This window comes from Bradyrhizobium sp. RDM12, assembly GCF_051917485.1.
In the GTDB taxonomy this organism is placed as follows: domain Bacteria; phylum Pseudomonadota; class Alphaproteobacteria; order Rhizobiales; family Xanthobacteraceae; genus Bradyrhizobium.
Window position 1 is genome coordinate 1781136 of sequence record NZ_CM133064.1, and the last position, 22598, is coordinate 1803733.

The window sequence follows — 22598 nt, forward strand, 5'->3', positions numbered from 1 at the left end:
CCGCCTTTCAGGAAGTCAGCCGCTGCCCGTTGGCGATAAAGAGGTTGCTTCCGTCGGTGGCGAGATCTTGCGGTGCGTCGCACGTCAGCAAGGTCTCGGCCGATTCCAGTTTTTGGTTGGGCTTCAATGCGCCGTCGAAAGAGGGCACTGTGATGGTGGCGTCGCCGCGCCCGAGAAAACGGTTGGCGAAGTCTCTGACGGCGCCGATCACGACTGCTTTCCCCACCGCTTGTCATACTGGACGAAGTTCGGATCGGCATTGTCGAGCTTGTAGCGGCCGATCCGGTTGTTGAGGATGCCGCCCAGATAGAGATAGCCGCGATGCTCGCGCATCGAGGTGATCATCGGATGGTTCTCGCCGTGCAGATCCCAGAACGATTCGACGATCTTGCCTTGCTCGTTGAACTTGACCACGCAGCCGGTGTTGATGTTTGGGAATAGCCATTCGTCGACCGGCACGCGCTTGGCCATACGACGGCGGAAGCCCGGCATCTTCCAGGCGAGGTCGAGCGAGGGGCTGCGCATGCCGACCAACGCCAGCCAGTAATTGCCGTCGGAGGCGAGGTTGATGTTGTCGGGGTAGCCCGGCAGATTATCCATCACGACTTCGACCTGGCCCTTCTTTGCGCCCGCGAACCAATAGCGCTTGATCGAGCAGCCAAACGTCTCGGCGAACAGGATCGACTGGCCGTCGCTGGCAACGCAGATGCCGTTGGGGAATTTGAGTCCGCGCAACTCGGTGCGCGTCGTGCCGGTCTTGGTGTCGTAGGAGATGATGCGGCCGTTGCCGCGCGCTTCCAGGCCGTCGATCGGCCACTCGTCCATCTCGTAACGTACGGTTGCTTCCGAGAAGAAAATCAGCCCGTCATCGGTGATATCGAGGTCGTCGGCGAGCCGCAGGCGGCTGTCGTCGTTGACCGAGCGCATGCTGCGGTTGGTCTCGTCGGTCGCCTTTTCCACGGTGCCGTCGGGCTTGATGCGATAGAGCCCCATGCCGCCGATACAGACATAGAGATTGTCCTCGCGGTCGAACGCCATGCCGAGCGGCTGGCCGCCGATATGGGCGAATACCTCCATTTTTTCGTAGTCGGGCGCGAGGAAGCGCATGATGTCGCCGTGGCGTGAGCCGGCATAGAGGTTGTCGTGGCGATCGAGGATGACGTCTTCCGGCGCCTCGATCCGGCCAAGCCCGATCGCCTCGACGTCACGCAGCTTGTCGTTCTGCTCGAACGGCCCGCCTTGCCCGATCTCGGTCGGTGGGGGCGGCGGCAACTCGTGATAGGTGGGCGCGACATAGACCTTGCTGATGATGCGGGTCCGGTTTTTCTGCCAGCGAATGTCGACCATGGCGGCGACGAGCAGGATACCGGCGAGAGCCATGCGATTGACGCCGCCGCGCGCGTTCATGGTTGTGAGACCGTTGGTGATCAGGAGCACGATCAGCACCCCGACCGCAGATTTTGCGACCGAGCCCTTGCCGCCGCCGAGCGTGATGCCGCCAAGCACGGTCGCGGTCAGCACGATCACTTCCAGGCCGACGCCGATGTCGCCGCCGACTGTGCCGAGCCTGGAGGCGAAGAACAGCGCGCCGATGCTGGTCAGCACACCGCTTGCCACGTAGCAGAGCGCGATGGTGCGGCGAACGGGAATGCCGGAGTTATACGCCGAGCGGCGCGAGCCGCCGATCGCGGTGATGTGCCAGCCCGGTCGCAACCGGGTCATGAAGATGTGGCCGAAGATCGCGATGACGATATAGACCAGGGCCACGGTCGGAATGCCGAAGACAGAACCGGCACCGATGAAATCCCAGGATGGGATGTCGGGAAAGGCCGAGGCGATCGCGTTCGAGTAGCGCTGGATCAAGAGATCGTAGGCCGAGCGGTAGATGATGAGCGTGATTAGCGTGGTGATGAAGGCGCGCAGCCGCAGATATCCGACCAGAATGCCGTTGACGGCGCCGAGCAGCGCGCCACAAAGCAACGTGGCGACGACCACAGCAGGGACCGGCCAGCCCGCGACGTCAAGCAGATAGAGTGCGCAGAAATCCGTCAATGCGAAGATCGACCCGACGGAAAGATCGATGCCGCCGACGATGACGACCAGCGCAAGCCCGAGCGCGATGAAGCCGATTTCGCCGGCTTGGCGCGCCGTGTCGGCGAGGCTCGCCGGCGACAGGAAGTTGTCGATGGACCGGCTGAACGCGAACCCGACGATCAGGAGAAGGATGACCGGGATGGCTGTCTCGGTCCATCGTTTGGAGAGAATTTCGCCGAGCAAATGATCCGGCCAGTAGCGGTAACGCAGACTCGTCAGGGTATCGCGCATCAGCATTCCAGCGGTGCATGGACAATGGTGGAGCGAGGTCCCCGAAACAGGCACGGTCTCGGGGACTTCGAGCGTCAGCGTCGAGCTATTTCTTGAGATCGCTGAGATTCCAGCAGGACATCGGGCTGTCGGCGTTCTCCTTGGTGATCCGTATCAGCGTGGTGTATTCCGAGCCCTTGATCGAGCCGGGCTTGGCGCCCGACGACAGCAGCCATTTGATCGTGCCGGCCATCTGCGCAGCCTGCGTCGGCACGTCGTAGCTCATGTCGAGATCGAACGCGCCTGATTTCACCAGTTCGCAGGCGCCCTTGCGCTCGCCGCCGCCTGATGTGGCGAGGAACACCTTTCCGGTGAGACCTGCTTCCTTGACTGCGGCAGCGGTGCCGATGTCCATGCCGTCCCAGAAGCCTACGATGCCACAGAGGTCGGGGTTCTGCTTCAGCACCGTTTGCGTGATCGCTTTGGCCTTGGCGGCATCCCAGTCCGCGGCCTGGCTCGACACCACCTTGATCTCGGGATGCTTGGCAAGAACGTTCTCGACGCCCTTGAGGGTATAGGCGCTCGCGGCCGCCGACAGTGCGCCCTGGATGATCGCGATCTTGTTCGACTTGCCCTCGCAAGCCTTGACCACGCCTTCCGTCTGGCGTTCGCCGATCTCGACCCAGTTGGCGCCGACGAAGGCAGAGCTCCGATAGGCCGAGCCCATATTGATCTGGATGACGTAGATGCCTTCATTCTCGGCGCGCTGCAGAAGTTTTGCGTAGGTCTGCACGTCCGGATTATGCACCACCATCACCGCCGGCTTCTCGGAGATAAGCGAGGTGACGGCCTGCGCGCCGGCATTGGTGTTCCAGTTGGCGTCGCGGATCACGAACTTCACGCCGAACGGCTCGAGCTCCTTCTTCAGGCCGGCGTACCAACCCTCGGTGAGGTCGAAGTTCATCGCCACGGGGACATAAGCCACGGTCTTGCCGGCGAGCGCTTCCTTGAACGGCTTCTGGAATGGCTCGTCCAGGCCCTGCTGGGCGAGAGCCGGTCCGGTCAGCGCCGCGAGAGCCAGCGCGGCGAGTGTTGTCTTCGTCAGGCTGCCAAAGGTCTTCATTGCTTCCTCCTTGGTTGTCATTGTCGTTGCTGTTGATCGTTCAAATGTCGCCCTGCTGGGCCGTTTCTTCGTTGCGCGGATTCAGGAAGGAGTCCGTGATGACGGCGAGCAGCAGGACCACGCCCTTGATGAGATTTTGCCCGGCGTAGGAGATATCCATGATGGTCATCCCGTTGAGCATGGTGCCGATCAACAGCGTGCCGATGATGACGTTCAGCACGCCGCCGCGCCCGCCTGACAGCCCGATGCCGCCCAGCACGACGACCAGAATCACGTCGTAGATCAGCGTCGAGTTGAAGATGCGGGTCGGCATCGAATTGACGGAGGCCGCCAGCACGAGGCCGGCAAAGCAGCCGATCAGGGCTGTGATCACATACTGCAGGACAACGATCGGGCGGGAGGGGATGCCGGTCACGCGCGCAGCGTAAGGGTTATCTCCGATGGCATAAATATAAGCGCCCCAGCGGGTCTGGCGCAGCAGGAATGCGACCACGATGCAGGCAATCGCGAACATCCAGATCGACGTTGGAATGCCGAGAACGGTGCCCTGTCCGAGCCGCTCGAAGCCGTTCATGCCCGGACTCCATTGCACGACGTCGAGCTGGAACAGCGCGGCTTGTCCCAGCCCAGCGAGCAACAGACCCGTTGCCAGCGTCGCAAACAGCGAGGGCACCTCGGCATAGGCGATCAGCCAGCCGTTGACGAGGCCGAACGCGATCGTGAGCAGCACCGCGATCAGCAACGAGAACGGCAGCGAATGGCCGTTCTGCACCATCTGAAGCACGAGCCCAGGCGGCACCGCGAGGGCCGCGATCAGCGAGATGTCGATGCCGCGGCCGATCACGACGATCGCCATGGCGAGGCCGAGGATGCCGAGCACTGCCACGTTCTGGAGCAGCGTCAGCATGTTCTCTGCGGTCAGAAATCCGTTCAGGAAGATCGAGAATACGAGGAACAGCAGCGCGAAGACGGCGAAAACGATCTCCTGCTGATTGAACCGAAAGCGCTTCATCCCCGTATTGCCTTTCTTCGACGTCGGCCTCTGTGGGTCCTTATGACGGTCGGGTCTATGCGGTAGGTCTGTGGGAGCGGCCTCGGGCTCTCCGCCCTCACCCGGTCCCGGTCGTTGGGGCCGATCGAGAAGTGAACCAGCGTATTCAGTCTGGCGTCTTTGTCGACGAGAATGTCTGCCGCGATGTCCGGACCGAAGATGCGATCGATCTCGGTTCGGACGTTCTCCCCACAGCGAGGTCACGAAGCGCAGGCTTGGTAACCGGGAGGGCTTCGAAGCAGTCATGCAAATTGCGGGAAGGGATGAGCGAGTCGTGAGGCCGCCCTTCCAGCGCCCTGATTTCGGCGACGGTTTTGACAGGCTGCGTGAAGCACGTCGTGAGCAACGAGGGTGCTCTCACGGACACCGCCGTCCAGGCGGCACGGCGAGTTGTGCAGCAGCTGATCTGTCCTGATGCAAGCGAACGTTCCTGCCTATCTCATTGACCGATTTTTGTTCTTCATAGGCCAAACGCTCGGACCCGGCTTGCTCCGGAGCGCAAAGCTTTTGCTTGTCCGCGCAAACCGGTCTTGCGTGTAGGCGGCGGCCACCTAAAATCTCGGCGCCGGGCGAGCTTGTGCGATGCACAAAGGGCGTTCATTTTGGCTGCGCGATTTCGGCAATTCCATCGTCGCAAGCGCAGTAGCCGAGGTCGGCAGCTCGATGATCATGTCGACGCCTGCGGCCTCCACCATTTGCGGCCGATGGTAGCGGCGACGTCGGGCTTGTTGAGCACGTCGGCTGCGACGATGTCGACGGGCTGCCGAACATCTGCCCGCCAGGGCTCGGGCCGATTTGACGCAACAGATCGCGCCGACTACGCTTTGCGCAAACTCGAGAATGCATAAGGACGATGGCCGGACCAATGTCCAGGCCGGCCTTCGTGCGCATTGAAAATCACCGGGGGACGGAAATGTCGAGCGATATCACAGCCACCATCTCGAAAGCGCGCGAGCATTCCATCGGCGACCTCCTGCGCCGCTCGGCGGGCCGCGAGCCGGCCAAGCTTGCCGTGAGCTGCGGCAGCGTCAGCTGGAGCTTCGCGGAGATGGATGCGATCTGCAACCGGCTCGGCCGCGGCCTGCTTGATCTTGGCGTGAAGAAGGGCGACCGTCTAGCCGTGCTGTCGCGCAATTCCCATGCGTTCGCTGCGCTGCGTTTCTCGGTGGCGCGTATCGGTGCTGTGCTGGTGCCGATCAACTTCATGCTCAATCCCGATGAGATCAATTTCATCCTGAAAAGCTCTGGCGCAAAGCTGCTCGCGACCGGGCCCGATTTCGTTGAGCCGGCGCGTGCCGCGAGCGCGAAGGATTGCGCTGTCGAAAAGATCATCTGGCTGCCGGGTGAGGATCCCGCCACAGCGCCTGCTGGCATCACCACCTTCGACGATTTGCTTCATGCCGACGCCTCGTACCTCGATGCATCCGTCGACAGCCGCGATCTCGCGCAGATTGTCTACACCAGCGGTACGGAATCGCTGCCCAAGGGTGCGATGCTGAGCCATGAAGCGGTGATGTGGCAGTATGTCAGCTGCATCATCGACGGCGGCATGAGCGTAGACGACAAATTCCTGCACTCCCTGCCGCTCTATCATTGCGCGCAGCTCGACGTGTTCCTGGGGCCGCAAATCTATCTCGGCGCCTCCGGCGTGATCACGGGCAAGCCGACCGCGGACAACATTCTGGCGTTGATCCAGGCGCACAGCATCACCTCGTTCTTTGCGCCGCCGACGATCTGGATCGCCATGCTGCGCTCGCCGAATCTCGACAAGACCGATCTTTCGACGCTGCAGAAGGGCTATTACGGCGCTTCGATCATGCCGGTGGAGGTATTGCTCGAGCTTCAGCGTCGGCTGCCCGCCGTAAAATTCTGGAACTTCTACGGCCAGACCGAGATCGCGCCGCTCGCGACCGTGTTGCGGCCGGAGGATCAGCTGCGCAAGGCCGGCTCGGCCGGCAAGCCCGTGCTCAATGTCGAGACGCGCGTGGTCAACCTCGCAATGGAAGACGTGAAGGTTGGCGAGGTCGGCGAGATCGTTCACCGCTCGCCGCACCTGCTCTCCGGGTATTACAACGACCCCGTGAAGACCGCGGCGGCGTTTACCGGCGGCTGGTTTCACTCCGGCGATCTCGCCACCGTTGACGCCGAAGGCCACATCACCGTGGTCGATCGCGTCAAGGACATGATCAAGACCGGCGGCGAGAATGTCGCCAGCCGCGAGGTCGAGGAGATGGTCTATCGCATTCCTGAAGTCTCCGAGGTCGCCGTGGTGGGCCTGCCCGATCCGCGCTGGATCGAGGCTGTGACTGCGATCGTCGTGGTCAAGACCGGCGAGACGCTGGATGAAGATGCCGTCATCCGGCATTGCGCCGGCCAGATGGCGCATTTCAAGGTGCCGAAGCGCGTGATCTTCGTCGACAGCTTGCCCAAAAATCCGAGCGGCAAGCTGCTCAAGCGCGAGCTCCGCCAGCGCTTCGTCGGGGCTGATACCTTCGACAAGGCGGTCCAGAGGAATTTTGCCACCTGAGGCTGGCCGCCGTCATGAAGCCCTGGCAGGTCGCGCGGACTGCAGCACGGCGGGCACTTCGGCAATATCTTTGCGGAGTTTCCTTGAAGCCTGTTCGCCTCAATACTTCTTCACGTGGGCGCCGAACGCCAGCCACAGCGCCATCGAGGCGAGGCCGAAGCCACCGAGCAGCAGGAAGGTCGGACCGTAGCCGATCCATTGCGCGATCCAGCCGCCGAGCGCTGGGCTGAGGCTTGCGCCAATGCCCTGCACCGTGATGACGGCGCCCTGGCCGAGATTGATGCGGCCGGTGCCGTCGAGCGAGCGCGCGACCATGCCGGGTACGGCGACTGTCTGCAGTCCGGTGCCGATGCCGTCGAGCACCTGCATCGGCACGACGCCCCACCATCCCGTGACGAAGAACGCGAGAACGCCGCGGATCGGCAGGAACATGAATGAGACCAGGATCACCGGCCAGTAGTTGCGTTTCCCCGCGACTTGCATGCCGACCAGGGACGTCACGATCATCACGCCCTGCGCAATGACGACGATGGTCGCGACGAAGCTTGGACCGTTGGCCTGGCCCGCGCTCACCGCAGCAAGGCCATAGAGCGGCACGATGGCGGCGTTGCCGAGATGGAAGATGGCCAATGCCAGCGCCAGCACCAGCAGCGGCTTGTGCTTCCACAGAACGGAGAGACCTGCCGGCGGGTTCTTGCTCTCGTCTTCCTTACTGCCGCGAGCCTGGCGGTCATCGATGGCCTTGGCCGGAATCATCAAGACGCAAGCGACGGCGACGGCCCCAAAGACGGCGGCCAGCACGAACACCGAGACGTAGCCGAATTTGTATCCGAGATATCCCGAGAGCGCCGCGCCGACCATGTTGCCCGCATGGTTGAAGGCCTGATTGCGTCCGTTCAGCGCATTGAAACCCTTTTGCTTGGCGATGCCGAGCGTGATGCCGGTGACCGCCGGGACGATCGCAGCGCTCGCCAGCGATTGCGCCACCTGCGACAACGTTACCGCCCAGAAATTCTGGGAGATGAGGATGATCGCGGAAGCCAGCACCACACAGATACCGGGGATGACGACCCACAGCCGCTTGTTGCGGCTGGAATCGATGAAGCCGCCGATCGGGGTCGTGACCAGCATGCCCGCGACATTGCCGATCGTCAGCGCCGTGCCGATCAGCCCGGTTGCCCAGCCGCGCTCTTGCAGGAACACCCCCACGAACGGCCCGATGCCCGACTGCATGTCGGCCATGAAAAAGTTGACGGCGTAGAGGGGCCAGAGACGGGGTGAGGAAGGGCGCGATGTCATCGAGACGCTGACGTGATGCTGCCGATCGGGAGGGTCCCCGTGCAGGACCGGCCAATCGTGCCGGTGCGGACATAAACGTAACCTGTGCCGCCAGCGTTGGTTCCTCCCCACTTGCGGTCGTTCGATTGCGATGTCACGTAAGGGCCACCCGCTCCCTTTTCAGGATCACGGCCATGCCTCTCTGGACCTGCGAAACCTGCGGCGCTCAATTCCCGGACAGCGGAAAGCCACCTCCATCCTGCCGGATCTGCGAGGACGAACGGCAATTCGTGAACTGGAAGGGCCAAACCTTCCTCACGCCCGAGACATTGGCAGGACGCCACCGCGTCGTCTGGCGAGACGATCTCGGCCTCACCGGCCTGGCGCTCGAGCCGAGCTTTGCCATCGGCCAGCGCGCGCTGCTGGTCCCCGATGGCCGGGGATGCATAATGTGGGATTGCATTCCGCTGGCAACCTCAGAGGCGATCGCGCATGTCAAATCGCTCGGCGGTCTGACAGCAATCTCGATCTCGCATCCGCATTACTATGGCGCGCTCGCTGACTGGAGCGAGGCATTTGGTGGTGTGCCGGTCTATCTGCATGCCGACGACCGCCAATGGGTGACGCGCCCGCATTCGTCGATCGTGCACTGGAGCGGCGATCATCGTCGCATCTCCGATGATTTGCTGCTGCTTCGCACCGGCGGTCATTTCGCAGGCGCCACTATGCTGCACCACGCGCGCGGCGCGGACGGCAAGGGTGCGCTGCTGACCGGCGATGTCGCGCAGGTGACGATGAACCGTCGCTTTCTCAGCTTCATGTACTCCTATCCGAACTACATGCCGCTCAACACCGCCGCGGTACGGCGGATTGCAGCTGCGGTCGAGCCGCTCGCCTTCGACCGCATCTACGGCGCCTGGTGGGGCCGGAACATCGCCTCCGCCGCCAAGGCGGCCTTCGCGGCGTCGGTGGAGCGATACATCGCGGCGATCGCCTGACGGTCGGAATCTCATTGCCTTCTTCAAGTAACTGTACTATTGGTACAGTTATTAAGTGCGACGCAACGATGCGTTTGCTGGTCCGGCGCGTTCGATGCATCGTGGCTGCGGCGGGCGCGTTTTGCGGCCGCGCGAGCGGGAGTTGGACGCATGACCGGGCAGCCCGGCCACAAAATCTTTGAAGCCGGCGAGGTCGCGCTTCAATCCGGTGCGATCTTCCCTGCGCTGAAGCTCGCTTACGAGACCTATGGCACGCTGAGCCCGGCCAAAGACAACGTCATCTTGTATCCGACCTCGTTCAGCGCGCAGCACTTCGACACCGAATGGCTGATCAGGCCCGACGGCGTGCTCGATCCCACCCGCTATTTCATTGTCAGTCCCAACCTGTTCGGCAACGGCCTGTCGTCATCGCCGTCAAACTCCGGCGATGTACCGTTTCCGGAGCTCACCTATCACGACGCCGTCGCCATTCAGCGCCGCCTGCTCAACGAACGCTTCGGCATCACAAGGTTGGCGCTGGTCTATGGCTGGTCGATGGGTGGCATGCAGGCCTATCACTGGGCGGCGCTCCATCCCGACATGGTCGAGCGCGCCGCGGTCGTCTGCGGCAGCGCGCGCTGTGCGCCTTACAATCATGTGTTTCTCGAAGCCGTGAAGGCCGCGCTGAGCGGTGATCCCGCGTTCCGTGATGGGCGCTTCGTCGAAAACCCTACCATCGGCTACCGCGCTATGGGCCGCGTCTATGCCGGCTGCGCGATGTCGCACGGGTTTTATCGTGACGAGCTGTGGCGTGAAGCCGGTTTCACCTCGTTGGAAGATTATCTCGTCCGCACCTGGGACGCGGCGTTTGCCCGGCGCGACGCCAATGATCTGCTGGCGCAGGTCGGCATCTGGCAGCGCGGCGATGTCAGCCGCTGCGTGGCGTTCGACGGCGATTTCGATCGGGCGCTGAGGGCGATCAAGGCGCACATGCTGTTGATGCCGGGCGCGACCGATCGTTATTTCGACGTCCGCGACAACGAGGATGAGCTTGGCAGGCTGGTCAACGCGAAATCAGCCGTGCTGCATCCGATTCCCTCGCTGCACGGCCATCGCGCCGGCAACCCCGTCAACAATCCGCGCGACCAGGCCTTCCTCAAGGCAGAAGTCGCAGCGCTCTCAGCAAATAATGCAGGCATCCGATCATGACTGACGCGACCGTTTCAGAGCCCGGCCATCGCCTGAAGCCGCTGAGCCCCGCCATGCTGCGCGAATTGTCGGCGCGCTCCAACCTGAGAGGCGCGGCGCAGAGCCTCGGTCACTACGGCATGATCGCCATGGTCGGCGCGCTGATCTGGATGATCACCTCGCGCTATGGCGTGCGCTGGGCGCTGCCGCTGATGGCGGCGCAGGGCTATCTCATCGCCTTCCTGTTCATGGCGGTGCACGAGACTGCGCACAAGACCGCGTTCAGGAGTCGTGGCCTCAACCTCGCGGTTGGCTATCTCTCGGCCTTCATCATCGGATTGCCATACGAATATTACTGCCTGTTCCACTGGGACCACCATCGCTACACCCAGGATCCGGAGAAGGACCCGGAACTGATCGTCGGCGTCAAGCCGACCTCCGATACGCAACTCGCGATCGCCTATAGCGGATTGCTCCAGGTTGCCGGCCGTCTCCGGCTGATGCTCGGCCATGCCATCCCGGGCAAGGTGGTCGTGCCCTGGATTCCCGAGAACAAGCGCGGCACCATCGTGGCTGAGGCGCGTGCCTATGTTGCGTTCTACGCGTTGCTGCTCGCATGGTCGCTGTGGTTCTCGTCAGCGCTGCTTCTGTGGGTCTGGATCGTGCCGCTGGTCATCGGGCAATTCTTCCTGCGACCCTATCTCTATGCCGAGCACACCGGTTGCGACCGTACCCGCAGCGCGTTCCAGAACACCCGCACCACCTACACCGGCGTCATCGTCAAATGGGTTGCGTGGAACATGCCCTACCACGTCGAGCACCACGCCTATCCCTCAATCCCGTTTCACGCGCTGCCGAAGCTGAACGGAATCGTCGATGGTGAAATCGTCTATCGCGGACGCGGCTATATCCGAACGACGCGCGAGACCTGGGCCTGGTTTCGCCGGCATCGGAAGAGCGCTTAAGCTCAACGCAAAACTCCGGCCGGAGCGCGACCGGAGCTTTGTCGTGAAAGCACGAAATCAGTAGATCCCGTAGGCGCAGACATTCACCACGCGAACGCGCATGCCGTGGCGGGTCTGGACGGCGCGCTCCTGGTAGCAATTGCTGACGCCGGTGTTGACGTAGAGACCGCCATAACCGAAGCCCCAGCCGGGACCCCAGTGGTGGAAGCCGTGGGCCGACGCGACGGTGGGCGCGAGGGCAGCAGCGCCGAGCGAACCGGCGGCGATCAGACCAAGTGTAAGCTTACGAAACATTTTCATTCTCCAGTATGGCGCGAGGCCGTTGTTGTGTCCCTGCTTCTCGGTCGAGGCGACACGCGGATGCGTTCACGCGGTAAGGCGAGAATCGTGTTTCAGGATTGCTTCGTCGCTTGCGGCGAGATGCGCCGCCGTCAGGCTTTCCGCGCCACGCGATAGCGCGCGGCCATTGCCTGCGTCATCTCAGCCATCTTCCCCCGGAGATCGGTAGGCTCCAACACCTCGACCTCGGGCCCGAGCCGCAGCAATTCGGCTGCGGCATGCCATGATGTCTTTCCGGTCGGCACCCTTGCGATGCGCCAGCCGTCGGCATCAGTCGCTTCTTCGATCTGCGTGCGCGCCTTGACGTAAGGCTGGCGCAACGCATCGAGCAGTTTTACGCCCAATGGTGAGAGCCGCACGAGCGCGATGTTCGGGTGCATCTCGGCCTCGAGCCGCAGCGTCGCGTCCTGCCAATAGGCGGCGAGATCGAAATCGGCGGGACGATCGAAGCGGTCGTCGAGTGCCGTGCAGTCGAGCACGCGCGCGATCCGATAAGTGCGCACGCTGTCCTCGACCTGGCCGGCGAGATACCAGCTGCCGCCCTTCAGCACGAGGCCGAGCGGGGCGACACGGCGCTGCTTCTCGGCGCGCCAGCTCTGATAGCGGATTTTGATGAGTGTCCCGCGTAGCGCCGCGCCGGCAATCGCGCGCAGATGCTTTGGCTCCTCCGCCTCGCCGAACCAGCCCGGCGCATCCAGATGGAAACGCTCCTGCATCCGGCCGGCGTCTTCGCGCAGGTTTGCGGGTAGCGCCGCCATCAGCTTGTTACGGGCGGCGATCATCGCGGCATCCAGCCCCAGCGCCGCGGCCGGGCCCGGCAATCCCGTCAGGAACAGGGCGCCCGCTTCGCTCTGCGAGAGTCCGTTGAGGCGCACGCGATAGCCATCGAGCAGGCGGTAGCCACCCTCCGCACCGCGGTCGGCATAGACCGGGACGCCGGATGCCGCGAGCGCGTCGATGTCGCGATAGATCGTGCGCACCGAAACCTCGCAGGCCTCTGCAAGTTCGGGCGCAGTGACCTGCCCCTTGGCCTGAAGGGTGGTGAGGATCGACAACATCCGGCTCGCGCGCATGATGCTTTAAACCATACCTGACACAGGATGTCAGGCATGGTCGGCTACTGATGCAGCCATCGCAAGCCGGCCCGAGGAGATCCGCCATGACCGATCCGAACCGCATCACGCTGTATTATTCGCCGCAGAGCCGCGCCACCGGCACGCGGGGTGTTGTTGGAGGAACTCGGGGCGCCCTATGACCTTCACGTCCTCAACATGAAGGCCGGCGAGCAGCGGAGGCCTCCCTATCTCGGGATTAATCCGCTGGGCAAGGTTCCGGCGATCCGGCATGGCGAGGCGCTGGTGACCGAGCAGGTCGCCATCTACATTTATCTCGCCGACCTGTTTCCGCAGGCCGGCCTTGCGCCCGCGCTCAACGATCCGCTGCGCGGTCCCTATTTGCGCTGGACCGCTTATTACGGCTCCTCCTTCGAGCCCGCACTGATCGACAAGTTCATGCAGCGCGAGCCTGCGCCGATCACGCAGTCACCCTACGCCGACTACGACACCATGCTGGGTGCGCTCGAGACGCAGTTGTCGAAAGGGCCGTATCTGTTCGGCGAACGGATGACCGCCGCCGATATACTCTGGGGCGTCGCGTTCAGCTGGACCATGATGTTCGGCATCGTGCCGAAGAAGGACGTGTTCGTCCGCTATAGCGAGCGCATCACCGCGCGCCCTGCGTTCCAGCGTGTCAATGCGGCCGATGATCAGATGGCGGCGCAGCATGCCGCGGCGCTAGGCGGATGAACGATCTGGAGTGCAGATGACGAAGCCGATGCATACGACCAATTGCTTCAACACCTTCATCCAGGTAGCGGAAGATTGTCCCGCGCGTACCGGCGAGGAACCGCCGCTTCGCGCGGGAAAGCCGACCGCGGCGGGCCTGCAGTACGCAATGATCGCGAAGGAGCCTTACAGGTACACGTCCGACGACGTGATTTTCGTGACGTCTGCGGCCGGTCGGGAGCTCAATGAAAAAGTGACGAAGAAGGAGCGGAGCCTCGCCCGCGAGGTGTTCTTCTCAAAGGACAGGCCTGCATGCGCGCGTCCGGCCTCGGCAAGCGCTTTGGCTGGGGCGTTCATGCCGATAGTGAGGGCCGCATCGCGATCTACGCCGTCGACAGCAAACGCTACCAGGCATTGGCGCGAGACCCGCAGCTCAAGCAGGTCCGCGCGATGCGGACCAGGCGGGCGTGATCAAAACCGCGGCGGTCGCTTCTCCGCGAATGCCTTGATGCCTTCCTTGATCTCCTCGCCGCGCATACTGTCGCGGTGGCGCTGGTCGGCAGCTTGCTCATTCAGCTCGCCGCGGGCGAATTCGTTGATTGCGCGCTTCATGCCGCGCATCGCGTTCGGAGCATTGCCGGCGAGAATACTGGCGAGCTTGTCGACTTCCTCGTCGAGTGTCTCCACCGGCACCATGGCGGTGAGATAGCCGATCCGCAGCATCTCCGGCGCACTGATCTTCTGCGCCGTGAGAAACAGCTTCTTGGCGTTGTCGATGCCGAGCCGCGTCACGTAGCGTTTGATGCCGCTCCTGTAATAGTGCAGCCCGAGCCGCGCCGCCGGCATGAACATCTCGGCGGTGTCGACACCGATACGGAAATCGCAGGCCAGCGCGAGATCGGTCGAGCCGCCATAGACGCCGCCATTGAGCCGGCAGATCGTCGGCACGCCGAGATCTTCCAGCCGGTTGACGACGACTTCGAAGGCCGAGCCCACACTCTGCTGCTCGTTGGCGCTCGCTGCCCGCTCGGCGACCGAATTGAGGTCATAGCCGGCTGAGAAGGCGCGTCCGGTGCCGGTCAACACCAGCACGCGGATGTCGGTATCGGCCTCGATCCGATCGAACAGTTTGATCAGTTCGCCGAGATCCTCCGCCTGCAGCCGGTTGAGATGCTTCGGCCGGTTCAAGCGAATGGTGGCGCGCGCACCGCCGATTTCGAGCACGGGGCCACTGGCCGCGTCGGCTGTGTCCGACATTGTTGTCTCCATTTATTTGTTTTCGAGCGTGCGGCGCTTCGCTTCGGCGTCGATAGTCTCGGCAAGATCCGGGTGCCGTGCCATCAGCACGCGGAAGTCGACGAGATCGAGCACCAGCAGCCGCGACACTTTCGTGGTCGAGACATTGGCGCCGCGCATGTTGTTGCCGAGCAGTGCCATCTCACCGAAGAAGGCACCTTCGCCGAGTTGGACCTTCTTGCCGGGGAGGTCGACCTCGACCGCGCCGGCCGCGATGAAATACATGCAGTCGCCCTGGGTGCCCTTGCGGATGATCATGGTGCGCGCCGGCAGCTCCATGGTGCGCAGCATGTGGGTGACGTCCGCAATGGCCGCCGGACCCAATGCTGCGAAGAACGGCACCTTGCTGACGGATTCCCAGGTCTTGAGGAAGTTGTCACGCCGCGTTTCCGCCGCGAACCCGGTCGCCAGAATACCGGTCCAGAGGCCGAACACGCCGAGGCCGGAGATCATCACCAGCGCTGCGACCATGCGGCCGAGCGGCGTGACCGGCACGGCATCGCCATAGCCCGTCGTGGTCAGCGTGACCACCGCCCACCACAGCGCGGCAGGGACACTGCCGAACGTCTGTGGCTGCACGTCCCGCTCCAGGAAATATTCGGCGACGGAGGCCAGGAAGACCACCATCAGGAAGATCACGAGCACGCTGATCAGCGGCCCCGATTCCAGCACCAGCACGCGGCGGAGCTGGCGCAGACCGGGAATGCCCGGAACCACCTTCAAGACCCAGAGCACGCTCAGCAGCCAGGCCGTCTTGGGCTCGGCGCCCAGGACCAGTGCGACCGGCACGGCCAGCGCCCCCAGGGCATCGACCAGTCCGGCGGATGAGGACATGTAGAGGCCCAACCGCCCCTGCCTCGCCATGTGACGCAGCCGGACCAGCCATTCGAACACGAAATAGACCAGACAGGCCCACAGCAGGAAATCGACCCAACGGTGGGCCGTTTCATAGGCCGGATCGAGCGTCAGCAGCACCATGCTGACCACGCCGACGGTCACGGCCACATAGGCCGCCCTGGTCATGTTGCGGCCGGCGGTCGCGGCCACGAACTGGGCCAGAGCGGGAAACATCGGCTTGGACATGCGGAACGGCGGCTCGATCTTGGTGCTGGCGGCCCCGCGCCGGGACCCCGGCGCCAAAGTGCCCGCCCGCACCGGAGCCGTCAACGACGGGTCGGGCAGCCGCACCATCCGCCCCGATCAGGGCGCGGATGCCTCGTCCAATGGCTGGGAAGCCTGCCGGCTATTTGAAATGGGGAGGCTCGTCGTAGCCACGCCGGCTGCTCAGGAACAGCAGCATCATGAGGCCGATGCCGACGATCAGGAGAACCCCGCTCCCAGCGCCAGCGCCACATAACCCTCGGTCGGGATCGGATCGCCTCCGACCGACATGGCCGAGTAGGCGAAGTAACCAACCGCAACCAGCATTCCCAGCAAGATGATGAGAAGGAGTAGACGCATGGCTGCGTTCTCCGTTGTGCCGGAAACCAACGGTTGCGGTGGGGAAACGGTTCCATGGCCCCTGCAGGCAGCGATTCGCCAAAAGGAGATGAGTGCCCTGTCCATCCAGGATCGATCGATAGGTCAGGCGCTCTGAGCTGTCTTCACGACCACGACATTGCTTTCTTCGGGCGGGGGAGCGCGGCGGGGGCGGCGATCTTATCGAGCTCGCTGGCATGGCGCTTCAGGTAGTCCCGGCGCATCCCGATCTCGTCGCGGACAAATTCGTAGCCGAGCTTGAACGTATCGAGCCCGTCGGTACTGATCGTGCCGTCGCGCAAGCCGATTATTGCGCCGCGCAAGATGCACTCGAGCTCGTCCTGCAGGCATTCGATCTGATCCAGCGAATGGGCGTGCTCGATGCGTTCGCCAATGTCGAGGATCGCGGTAGAGAGCTCGCTGGCCTTCTCAGGCGCGACGCGGGTGATCTTGGCGTAGATCGCAGCGAAGATCGAGCCAATAACGCTGAGCGCGGCGGCGCCCAGATACATCATGTCGCTGTACTTATCCATGAACGACTTGGTGTCGTCGTTGATGTAATCGGCGGCGCCCTGATGCGCCATCACGTAGGCGTCCTTCTCGACGGAGGCCGGCTCGATATGGGTGGCAAAGCCGTTGTCGAGTCCGAGCGCGGACTTGTTCTCGTAGACGATGCGCGCGATGTCGCCGGCGGTGGTCGGCGACATCTTGGACTGCGCGACCAGCAGCCATTCGAGGCCGATCGTGTCGAGATCATCGTCGGGAATCTCGGGCGAGGCGGACAGCGTGCCTGCTGTCAGCGTCTCGTCGGAAATGCCGGGGAATTTACGCGCCAGCGCCTTGGCTTCGTCGATGGCATTGAGCGTGAAGCCGCCGCGCTTGGCGGTCTGCTCGTAAGCCTTGTCACGCACGGCCTTGGAGGCGTGGACGACAGCAATCACCGCGCTGAAGCCGCTGGTTGGCGCGAACAGCTTGTCCAGCGTCGCACCCTGGGGCGCCATCTGGATCTTCGCGGCGTCGGGACTATCGGCGGGAATGTCGAGGATGCTGCGGACAAAGGCGAGGGACGAATCGTTCTCGGCGAGAATGGCGACCTTCTTCTTCTTGAGCTCGGCGAGTGATTTGATCTTCTTGCTGCCGGGACCGAGCAGGAGCACGAGATCGTGCTCAAGGATCGCGAGCGTGCGCGCCCGCAGCGGCACCTTGGCATCCGTGCGCAGGACGGCAAGATCGGCTTGCCTGCGATCGAACTGCGCGAGCGCCTTGGCGCTGTCGGCACTGTTGACGATCTTGATCCGGAAACGCGAGGCGTTGTTCTTCAGCAGTGTGGCGAGCTTGGTCGCGAACAGTGCTTCGTCGCTGTTGGGAGCGCCGACGGCAAAGGTCAGCGTCTCCGAATTGTGCCACCAGGTGCGCCCGGCCCAGACGGTGGCAAGCGACAGCAGCAGGGTCAGCACCACATACAGCAGCACCTGCTGCTGATTGGTCTTGATGACCTTGGGACGCCGTGGCGGCGGCAGCTCGGTTGACGAGGTTGGGCCTTCAGCACTCATGGCAGGACTCTGGCCCTTAATTCCTGGCATGGCGGGCGGCACGGCCATTGCCGGCGGCACGCTGGAAATTCCTAAGCGTCTGAAAAAAGAACGACAATCCGCTCTACCTGAGCATGATAGCGCTCCAGCGAAAGAATGCAAATTCCGCGCCGAAGGTAACCTTACCCGACCGATCCGCGTCGTTTGGTCAAGCTATCACCGTTTAGCCACAGTCGGCGATTTTCCAGTTCCCCCGGCTGCATTCCGCCGCGGGAGATGTCATAAATCAGCAGTCGCGATGTTCTGACGGGTCCAAGAAGAAGCTGCGCTGAACGCTCCATTTTTTCTTTTCGAGTCAACGAGGGCGTCAGCTTTGTCGTTTCCACCTCTGTCATCGGCGGTTCCGGTCGAAGCGCTCATTGGTTGGATGTTGCTCCTTACCTTCAAGCACATCATCGCCGATTTCGTGCTGCAGACCGCCTGGATGGCGCAAGGCAAGGACCAGAAGCACGGCTGGGCTTTGCCGCTTCTGGTGCATTGCCTGATTCATCTTGCGGTTGCGCTGCCGCTGATCCTGATCGTGGCGCCGAAATTCTGGTTCGTGGCGCTGATCGACTTCGTCATTCATATCACGATCGACCGCGCCAAGGGACTGGTCTCGGCCAATTTCGGCGTCAACCAGGAGCACCCCTGGTTCTGGACCCTGATCGGCGTCGACCAGGCACTGCACCATCTGACCGGTTCCGGCCTCTCCATCTTCATGGCGGCCAACTGACTGCTGGCACTGCCGTTCCGCCCGATTGATTCGCGGCCGACGCGCAAGCACTCCGGGTGACTACCGCCCCGGGTGGTTAACCTTTCATTAGAGAATTGCGCTGCATCTTCCCCACACGAGGGAGAACTGCAATGTTTTCAAGCCGCGACGCTTATGAAAGCGATTTCTGCCCGGTTCGCGACGAGCTCCTTGGCGAGATGTACCGCGCCAGCGAGAGTGGCCTGCCGAGGCTGGTTGAGAGTGTTTCCCCTGACGCGCGCGCCAGGCTGGCGCTGTTCTGCTATCGCCGCAGCCATCTTCATTCGCTGGCCGTCGCGATCGCAGCCAGCTGCAGCGAGCGCGATCTGATCGAGAACGGCGGCCGTGTCGGCTCGACGCTCTATGCGCTGTCGCGCGAGCGCTCGGCCAAAGCGTCCCCGTCGCTGTCGGGTGGCCGCAAGCCGATCACGCTGTCGACCAAGCCGCTCTCGGTGCTCGCACCGCTGGACGACGAGCTCGACGACGAGATCAGCGAAGCCGTCCCGGCTTAAGCGGTCTCGATCACAGGCAGTCCGAACTTCCGCCGTGCCATCGCGCATTCGGCGTCGCCCGGCATGCAGGTGCGGCACACCTCCGGCCGCACCGCATAGATGCCGCACGCGGTCGCCTTGCCGATCTCGCCCTGCAACGCTGAACAGCGATCGCCTTCGCAACGCATGCCGGATTGCCGCTCGTCGACGAGCGTCTGCGGGATCAACGCAAGCTCCTCGTCGCTCTCGATTGAGAAGCGCGGCCAGTTCTGCGAATAGCCGCAGCAGGCGCCGCAGCTCTGGCAACAGCTCGACAGATCGGTCTCTTCCATCAGCGTCATGTGTCCTTGTCAGGTATCCTTGGGCGGGCCCCAGACCAGGCTCTGCCGCCATTTCGCGCGCAGCACGTCGCGCCGCTCCGGATATCTTTCGTCGAGATAGGTCGCATCTACCACGCGGTCGGTGCGGAAGCTGCGAAAGTCGCTGCGCAGCTCGCACCAGGCCGCGAGCAGGCGCACGGCTTCGAGATAGCCGACCGAGATCGGCCAGATCATGCGCTCGCTGGGGCGGCCTTGCTCGTCGCGATAACGCAGCATGATCTTCTTGCCCTCGTGAATCTGGGCGCGCGTGCGTGCCATGTCGAGGCGGTCCGGCTCCCTGTTCCAGCTCGGCCGCGCGCGGCTCGCGGGCTCCAGCACGAATGGACGCAGGCGCTCAGGCACGGTGTCGGCGATCTTCGCCATCAGATCTTCAGCCGCACGCGCCAGCGTGGAATCGGCATGGCCCGCGACCCATTGCGCGCCCAACACTGCCGCCTCGATCTCGTCGGGGGTCAGCATCAAGGGTGGCAGGTCAAAACCCTTCTCGAGAATGTAGCCCATGCCGGCTTCGCCACGGATCGGCACGCGCTGGCCCATCAGCGTTGCGATGTCGCGATAGATCGTTCGCTTCGAGGTCTCGAGCTCGGCCGCAATCGCGTCCGCCGTCAGCGGCTTACGGGTGCGCCTCAGTACCTGGATGATCTGAAACAGCCGGTCGGCACGTCTCATGACAATTCTCTCATCGGGGGCGGATCAGAAAACGGCGCGTGGCTGCTGACAGGATGTTGGCAGCAGGGGAGTTCTATACCGGGTCAACACATCGACTGAAGAGGATTTGTCCATGATCATCCCAACCCACCTCGGTCCGGCCGGACCCCTGTGGCGGAGCCAAGTCTCGTTGCATGCTTGGCTGCAGGCCTGGGCCTTCAGCCGCCTCACATTTGTCGATCTCACCATCGTCGATCTCCGGGTCGCGCTCGTGACCATGCTGACACGCTCGCTGATTCAGGCCGCGGACGCGCTGGTCCGCCATGTGATGGGCCGCGCCTGGCGGGGCGCCCGTTTCGCAGAAGATATCACGGCTGCTGCCACCATGGTGGCAGCAGCCCGGCACTAGGTTCCGTCAACTCTTTCGGTAGGTTCAGGAGAGCTCCAATGATCACGCTTTACGGCTTTGGCACCGGCTTCGGCCTGCCGGAAATCAGCCCTTTCGTCACTAAGACGGAGGTGCAGCTCAAGATAGCCGGACTGCCCTACCGGAAGGAGCGGGCGATGCCGCCGGCTTCCCCGAAGGGTCAGCTGCCCTTCATCGACGACGGCGGCGAGGCGGTGGCCGATTCCAGCTTCATCCGCGCCCATATCGAGCGCCGCTATGGCTTCGACTTCGATGCCGGCCTTTCCTTGCACGAACGCGCCCAGGCCTGGGCGTTCGAGCGCATGATCGAGCACCACGTCTATTGGGCGCTGGTCGGCGCGCGCTGGGTCGATGCTGCCAATTTCGCCAAGGGCCCTGCGCATTTCTTCGACGGGGCGCCCGAGCACAGTCGCGAGAAGCTGCGCGAGGACGCGCAATTCCGCGTCGCCGAGAATTACCTGCTCTCCGGCCTCGGTCGTCACGCCCCCGATGACGATGTCGAGCTCGCGGTCCGCTCGTTGTTTGCACTGTCGGTGCAACTCGGCGACAAATCCTATCTGATGGGCAACAAGCCGAGCGGCGTCGATGCGACCGCGTTCGGCGCGCTCGCCGGGATTCTCACACCGTTCTTCGAATCCCGTCTGCGCGAGCGTGCGGAAGGATTTCCGAACCTCACCGCCTATGTCGACCGGATGATGGACACCTATTATCCGGAGTTCGCCTGGACGCCGCTGCGACAGGCCGCCTGATGCAATGGCGCAACTAGCGTAAAAGAAAAGAGCCGGCCCATCGGACCGGCTCTCATCGTCCTCGAAGCTTCCCGCCGCTTACTTCGCGAGCGAGTATTTGCCGTCCTTGACCGTGAGCAGGATGCGAGAGCGGTCGTCGAGGCCGTAGCGATCCTTCTCGGTGAAGTTGTAGACGCCTTGGCTCGCCGCGATTTCCCGCTCCGAGAGGAGCGCCTGACGGATCGCCTCGCGGAATTCCGGCGTGCCCGGCTTGGCCGTCTTCAGCGCCACCGGAATGACGCGCTTCAGGATCTCGAAGGCGTCGTAAGAGTGCCCTGCGAACTGGCTGCGGCTGTTCGGGCCGTACTTGCCCTCATAGGCCGTGTTGAGCGCCAGGCCCGGCTTCTTGGTGAGGGCGCTGTCAGGCTGATCCTCGGGATCCATCACCGGGCCCGATGCCATCAGCACGCCTTCGGCAGCCTTGCCCGCGATCCGGATGAAATCCATGCTGGCAGCGCCGTGCGTTTGGTAGATCAGGCCCTGATAGCCCCGCTCGCGCAGCTCGGTTTGCGGCAATGCCGCGGCCGTGCCGGAAGCGCCGATCAGGATCGCGTCGGGATTTGCGGCGACGAGCTTCAGCACCTGTCCTGTCACAGACGTGTCGGGACGCGCGAAGCGCTCCTCGTCAGCAATGGTCAGGCCCATCGGCACGCCCTGGGCCTTGAGGTCGTTGAACCAGAGGTCGCCGTAGCTGTCGGAATAGCCGATATAGCCGACCGTCTTCACGTTGTGGGACCTCATGTGCTCGTAAAGCACCTTGCCCATGATCGGAATCGGCTGCGGCATGGCCACCGACCACTTCATGCGTTCCGGCGTGATCGGGAAGGGCGACAGGCCGAAATGCGGAATGCCGGCTTCGTTGGCGACGTTGGAAACCGCAATCGTCGGCGGTGTCACCGCCGATCCCATGATGACGTCGGCCTTGGATTCGGTGACGAAGCGGCGGGCGTTGGTGGTCGCGGTGGTCGGATCGCCACCATCGTCGAGCACGATCACCTTCAGCGGCACGCCGCCGATCTCCTTCGGCACGAATTCCAGCGCGTTGCGCTCGGGAATGCCGAGCGCCGCGCCCGGACCGGTCGTCGTGGTGGTGATGCCGATGGTGATTTCGTTGGTCTGGGCCAGCGCCGGCAGGGCCGGCAGCGCCAGCGCGCCCGCGGCGATGGCGGCTGTCAGGTAAAAGCGTTTCATCTATTCCTCCCTTTTCGTGTTTGTTTGAAAGCAGAAA

The 22598-nt window shown here is 63.2% G+C and carries 21 protein-coding genes and 5 pseudogenes; 11 read left to right on the plus strand and 15 right to left on the minus strand.

The genetic code is table 11. The features are described from left to right. Window positions 1-7: 7 nt before the first annotated feature. From ACTGJ9_RS08455 to ACTGJ9_RS08475, 5 genes and pseudogenes are all read right to left on the minus strand, one after another. A complete protein-coding gene (locus ACTGJ9_RS08455; RefSeq protein WP_456676688.1) occupies window positions 8-211 on the minus strand; it encodes a hypothetical protein in 204 nt (67 codons plus the stop codon). Then, entirely contained in the window at window positions 208-2331 is a 2124-nt protein-coding gene (locus tag ACTGJ9_RS08460) for an ABC transporter permease (RefSeq protein ID WP_456676689.1), read from the minus strand. The genes ACTGJ9_RS08455 and ACTGJ9_RS08460 overlap by 4 nt, the downstream gene beginning before the upstream one ends. Window positions 2332-2410: 79 nt before the next feature. After that, window positions 2411-3427 (minus strand): sugar ABC transporter substrate-binding protein, encoded by a 1017-nt coding sequence (locus ACTGJ9_RS08465; RefSeq protein ID WP_456676690.1) that lies wholly within the window; start codon window positions 3425-3427, stop codon window positions 2411-2413. A gap of 40 nt (window positions 3428-3467) precedes the next feature. Beyond that, entirely contained in the window at window positions 3468-4439 is a 972-nt protein-coding gene (locus ACTGJ9_RS08470; RefSeq protein WP_456676691.1) for an ABC transporter permease, read from the minus strand. A gap of 611 nt (window positions 4440-5050) precedes the next feature. Continuing rightward, a pseudogene (locus ACTGJ9_RS08475) lies at window positions 5051-5258 on the minus strand (ABC transporter substrate-binding protein); the annotation flags it as partial. A gap of 133 nt (window positions 5259-5391) precedes the next feature. Between ACTGJ9_RS08475 and ACTGJ9_RS08480 the strand changes: the two are divergent. Then, window positions 5392-7005: an acyl-CoA synthetase gene (locus tag ACTGJ9_RS08480; RefSeq protein ID WP_456676692.1), complete on the plus strand. Its 1614-nt coding sequence runs from the start codon at window positions 5392-5394 to the stop codon at window positions 7003-7005. 99 nt (window positions 7006-7104) lie between these two features. On the opposite strand, the gene ACTGJ9_RS08485 is transcribed toward ACTGJ9_RS08480, so the two are convergent. Continuing rightward, the gene (locus tag ACTGJ9_RS08485) at window positions 7105-8304 is read right to left on the minus strand and encodes an MFS transporter (RefSeq protein ID WP_456676693.1); all 1200 of its coding nucleotides are present in this window, start codon (window positions 8302-8304) and stop codon (window positions 7105-7107) included. A 173-nt stretch (window positions 8305-8477) separates the two neighbouring features. On the opposite strand from ACTGJ9_RS08485, the gene ACTGJ9_RS08490 reads away from it, so the two are divergent. From ACTGJ9_RS08490 to ACTGJ9_RS08500, 3 genes are all read left to right on the plus strand, one after another. Then, window positions 8478-9281, plus strand: a complete 804-nt coding sequence (locus ACTGJ9_RS08490) for an MBL fold metallo-hydrolase (protein WP_456676694.1) — start codon at window positions 8478-8480, stop codon at window positions 9279-9281. A gap of 150 nt (window positions 9282-9431) precedes the next feature. Beyond that, on the plus strand, window positions 9432-10469 hold the full coding sequence (locus ACTGJ9_RS08495) for an alpha/beta fold hydrolase (RefSeq protein ID WP_456676695.1): 1038 nt from the start codon (window positions 9432-9434) through the stop codon (window positions 10467-10469). Further along, complete coding sequence (locus ACTGJ9_RS08500; protein WP_456676696.1) at window positions 10466-11413, plus strand: fatty acid desaturase; 948 nt, start codon at window positions 10466-10468, stop codon at window positions 11411-11413. Before ACTGJ9_RS08495 ends, ACTGJ9_RS08500 begins: the two co-directional genes overlap by 4 nt. Before the next feature lie 57 nt (window positions 11414-11470). Here ACTGJ9_RS08500 and ACTGJ9_RS08505 read toward each other — a convergent pair whose 3' ends face one another. Then, on the minus strand, window positions 11471-11707 hold the full coding sequence (locus tag ACTGJ9_RS08505; protein ID WP_456676697.1) for a hypothetical protein: 237 nt from the start codon (window positions 11705-11707) through the stop codon (window positions 11471-11473). Between the two features lie 137 nt (window positions 11708-11844). Beyond that, window positions 11845-12825 carry a helix-turn-helix transcriptional regulator gene (locus ACTGJ9_RS08510; RefSeq protein ID WP_456676698.1) on the minus strand — a complete coding sequence of 327 codons (981 nt, stop codon included), beginning with the start codon at window positions 12823-12825 and terminating at the stop codon, window positions 11845-11847. Window positions 12826-12911: 86 nt separating this feature from the next. On the opposite strand from ACTGJ9_RS08510, the pseudogene ACTGJ9_RS08515 reads away from it, so the two are divergent. Both ACTGJ9_RS08515 and ACTGJ9_RS08520 read left to right on the plus strand, forming a co-directional pair. Beyond that, window positions 12912-13557, plus strand: a pseudogene (locus tag ACTGJ9_RS08515) (glutathione S-transferase family protein). Between the two features lie 28 nt (window positions 13558-13585). Continuing rightward, window positions 13586-14007 (plus strand): annotated as a pseudogene (locus ACTGJ9_RS08520) (DUF6157 family protein). On the opposite strand, the gene ACTGJ9_RS08525 reads toward ACTGJ9_RS08520, so the two are convergent. From ACTGJ9_RS08525 to ACTGJ9_RS08540, 4 genes and pseudogenes are all read right to left on the minus strand, one after another. Next, window positions 14008-14793: an enoyl-CoA hydratase/isomerase family protein gene (locus tag ACTGJ9_RS08525; RefSeq protein ID WP_456676699.1), complete on the minus strand. Its 786-nt coding sequence runs from the start codon at window positions 14791-14793 to the stop codon at window positions 14008-14010. Between the two features lie 12 nt (window positions 14794-14805). Further along, window positions 14806-15915 carry a cyclic nucleotide-gated ion channel gene (locus tag ACTGJ9_RS08530; protein WP_456676700.1) on the minus strand — a complete coding sequence of 370 codons (1110 nt, stop codon included), beginning with the start codon at window positions 15913-15915 and terminating at the stop codon, window positions 14806-14808. Between the two features lie 160 nt (window positions 15916-16075). Beyond that, window positions 16076-16293, minus strand: a pseudogene (locus ACTGJ9_RS08535) (hypothetical protein). A 123-nt stretch (window positions 16294-16416) separates the two neighbouring features. Next, window positions 16417-17864: pseudogene (locus ACTGJ9_RS08540) on the minus strand (TAXI family TRAP transporter solute-binding subunit). Between the two features lie 28 nt (window positions 17865-17892). On the opposite strand from ACTGJ9_RS08540, the gene ACTGJ9_RS08545 reads away from it, so the two are divergent. The 3 genes from ACTGJ9_RS08545 to ACTGJ9_RS08555 all read left to right on the plus strand — a co-directional run bounded on the left by ACTGJ9_RS08545 (window position 17893) and on the right by ACTGJ9_RS08555 (window position 19148). Continuing rightward, window positions 17893-18150: a hypothetical protein gene (locus ACTGJ9_RS08545; RefSeq protein WP_456676701.1), complete on the plus strand. Its 258-nt coding sequence runs from the start codon at window positions 17893-17895 to the stop codon at window positions 18148-18150. Between the two features lie 120 nt (window positions 18151-18270). After that, the gene (locus ACTGJ9_RS08550) at window positions 18271-18618 is read left to right on the plus strand and encodes a DUF3307 domain-containing protein (RefSeq protein ID WP_456676702.1); all 348 of its coding nucleotides are present in this window, start codon (window positions 18271-18273) and stop codon (window positions 18616-18618) included. Between the two features lie 131 nt (window positions 18619-18749). Then, complete coding sequence (locus tag ACTGJ9_RS08555) at window positions 18750-19148, plus strand: hypothetical protein (protein WP_456676703.1); 399 nt, start codon at window positions 18750-18752, stop codon at window positions 19146-19148. Here the strand turns inward: ACTGJ9_RS08555 and ACTGJ9_RS08560 are convergent. Next, a complete protein-coding gene (locus tag ACTGJ9_RS08560) occupies window positions 19145-19459 on the minus strand; it encodes a YkgJ family cysteine cluster protein (RefSeq protein ID WP_456678473.1) in 315 nt (104 codons plus the stop codon). The genes ACTGJ9_RS08555 and ACTGJ9_RS08560 overlap by 4 nt on opposite strands. Window positions 19460-19477: 18 nt before the next feature. After that, window positions 19478-20176 carry a helix-turn-helix transcriptional regulator gene (locus ACTGJ9_RS08565; RefSeq protein WP_212327527.1) on the minus strand — a complete coding sequence of 233 codons (699 nt, stop codon included), beginning with the start codon at window positions 20174-20176 and terminating at the stop codon, window positions 19478-19480. A 112-nt stretch (window positions 20177-20288) separates the two neighbouring features. Between ACTGJ9_RS08565 and ACTGJ9_RS08570 the strand changes: the two genes are divergently transcribed. Both ACTGJ9_RS08570 and ACTGJ9_RS08575 read left to right on the plus strand, forming a co-directional pair. Further along, window positions 20289-20564: a hypothetical protein gene (locus tag ACTGJ9_RS08570; RefSeq protein WP_456676704.1), complete on the plus strand. Its 276-nt coding sequence runs from the start codon at window positions 20289-20291 to the stop codon at window positions 20562-20564. Window positions 20565-20602: 38 nt separating this feature from the next. Beyond that, a complete protein-coding gene (locus ACTGJ9_RS08575; protein ID WP_456676705.1) occupies window positions 20603-21331 on the plus strand; it encodes a glutathione S-transferase family protein in 729 nt (242 codons plus the stop codon). A gap of 78 nt (window positions 21332-21409) precedes the next feature. On the opposite strand, the gene ACTGJ9_RS08580 is transcribed toward ACTGJ9_RS08575, so the two are convergent. Then, window positions 21410-22561 (minus strand): ABC transporter substrate-binding protein, encoded by a 1152-nt coding sequence (locus tag ACTGJ9_RS08580; RefSeq protein WP_456676706.1) that lies wholly within the window; start codon window positions 22559-22561, stop codon window positions 21410-21412. Window positions 22562-22598: the final 37 nt, after the last annotated feature.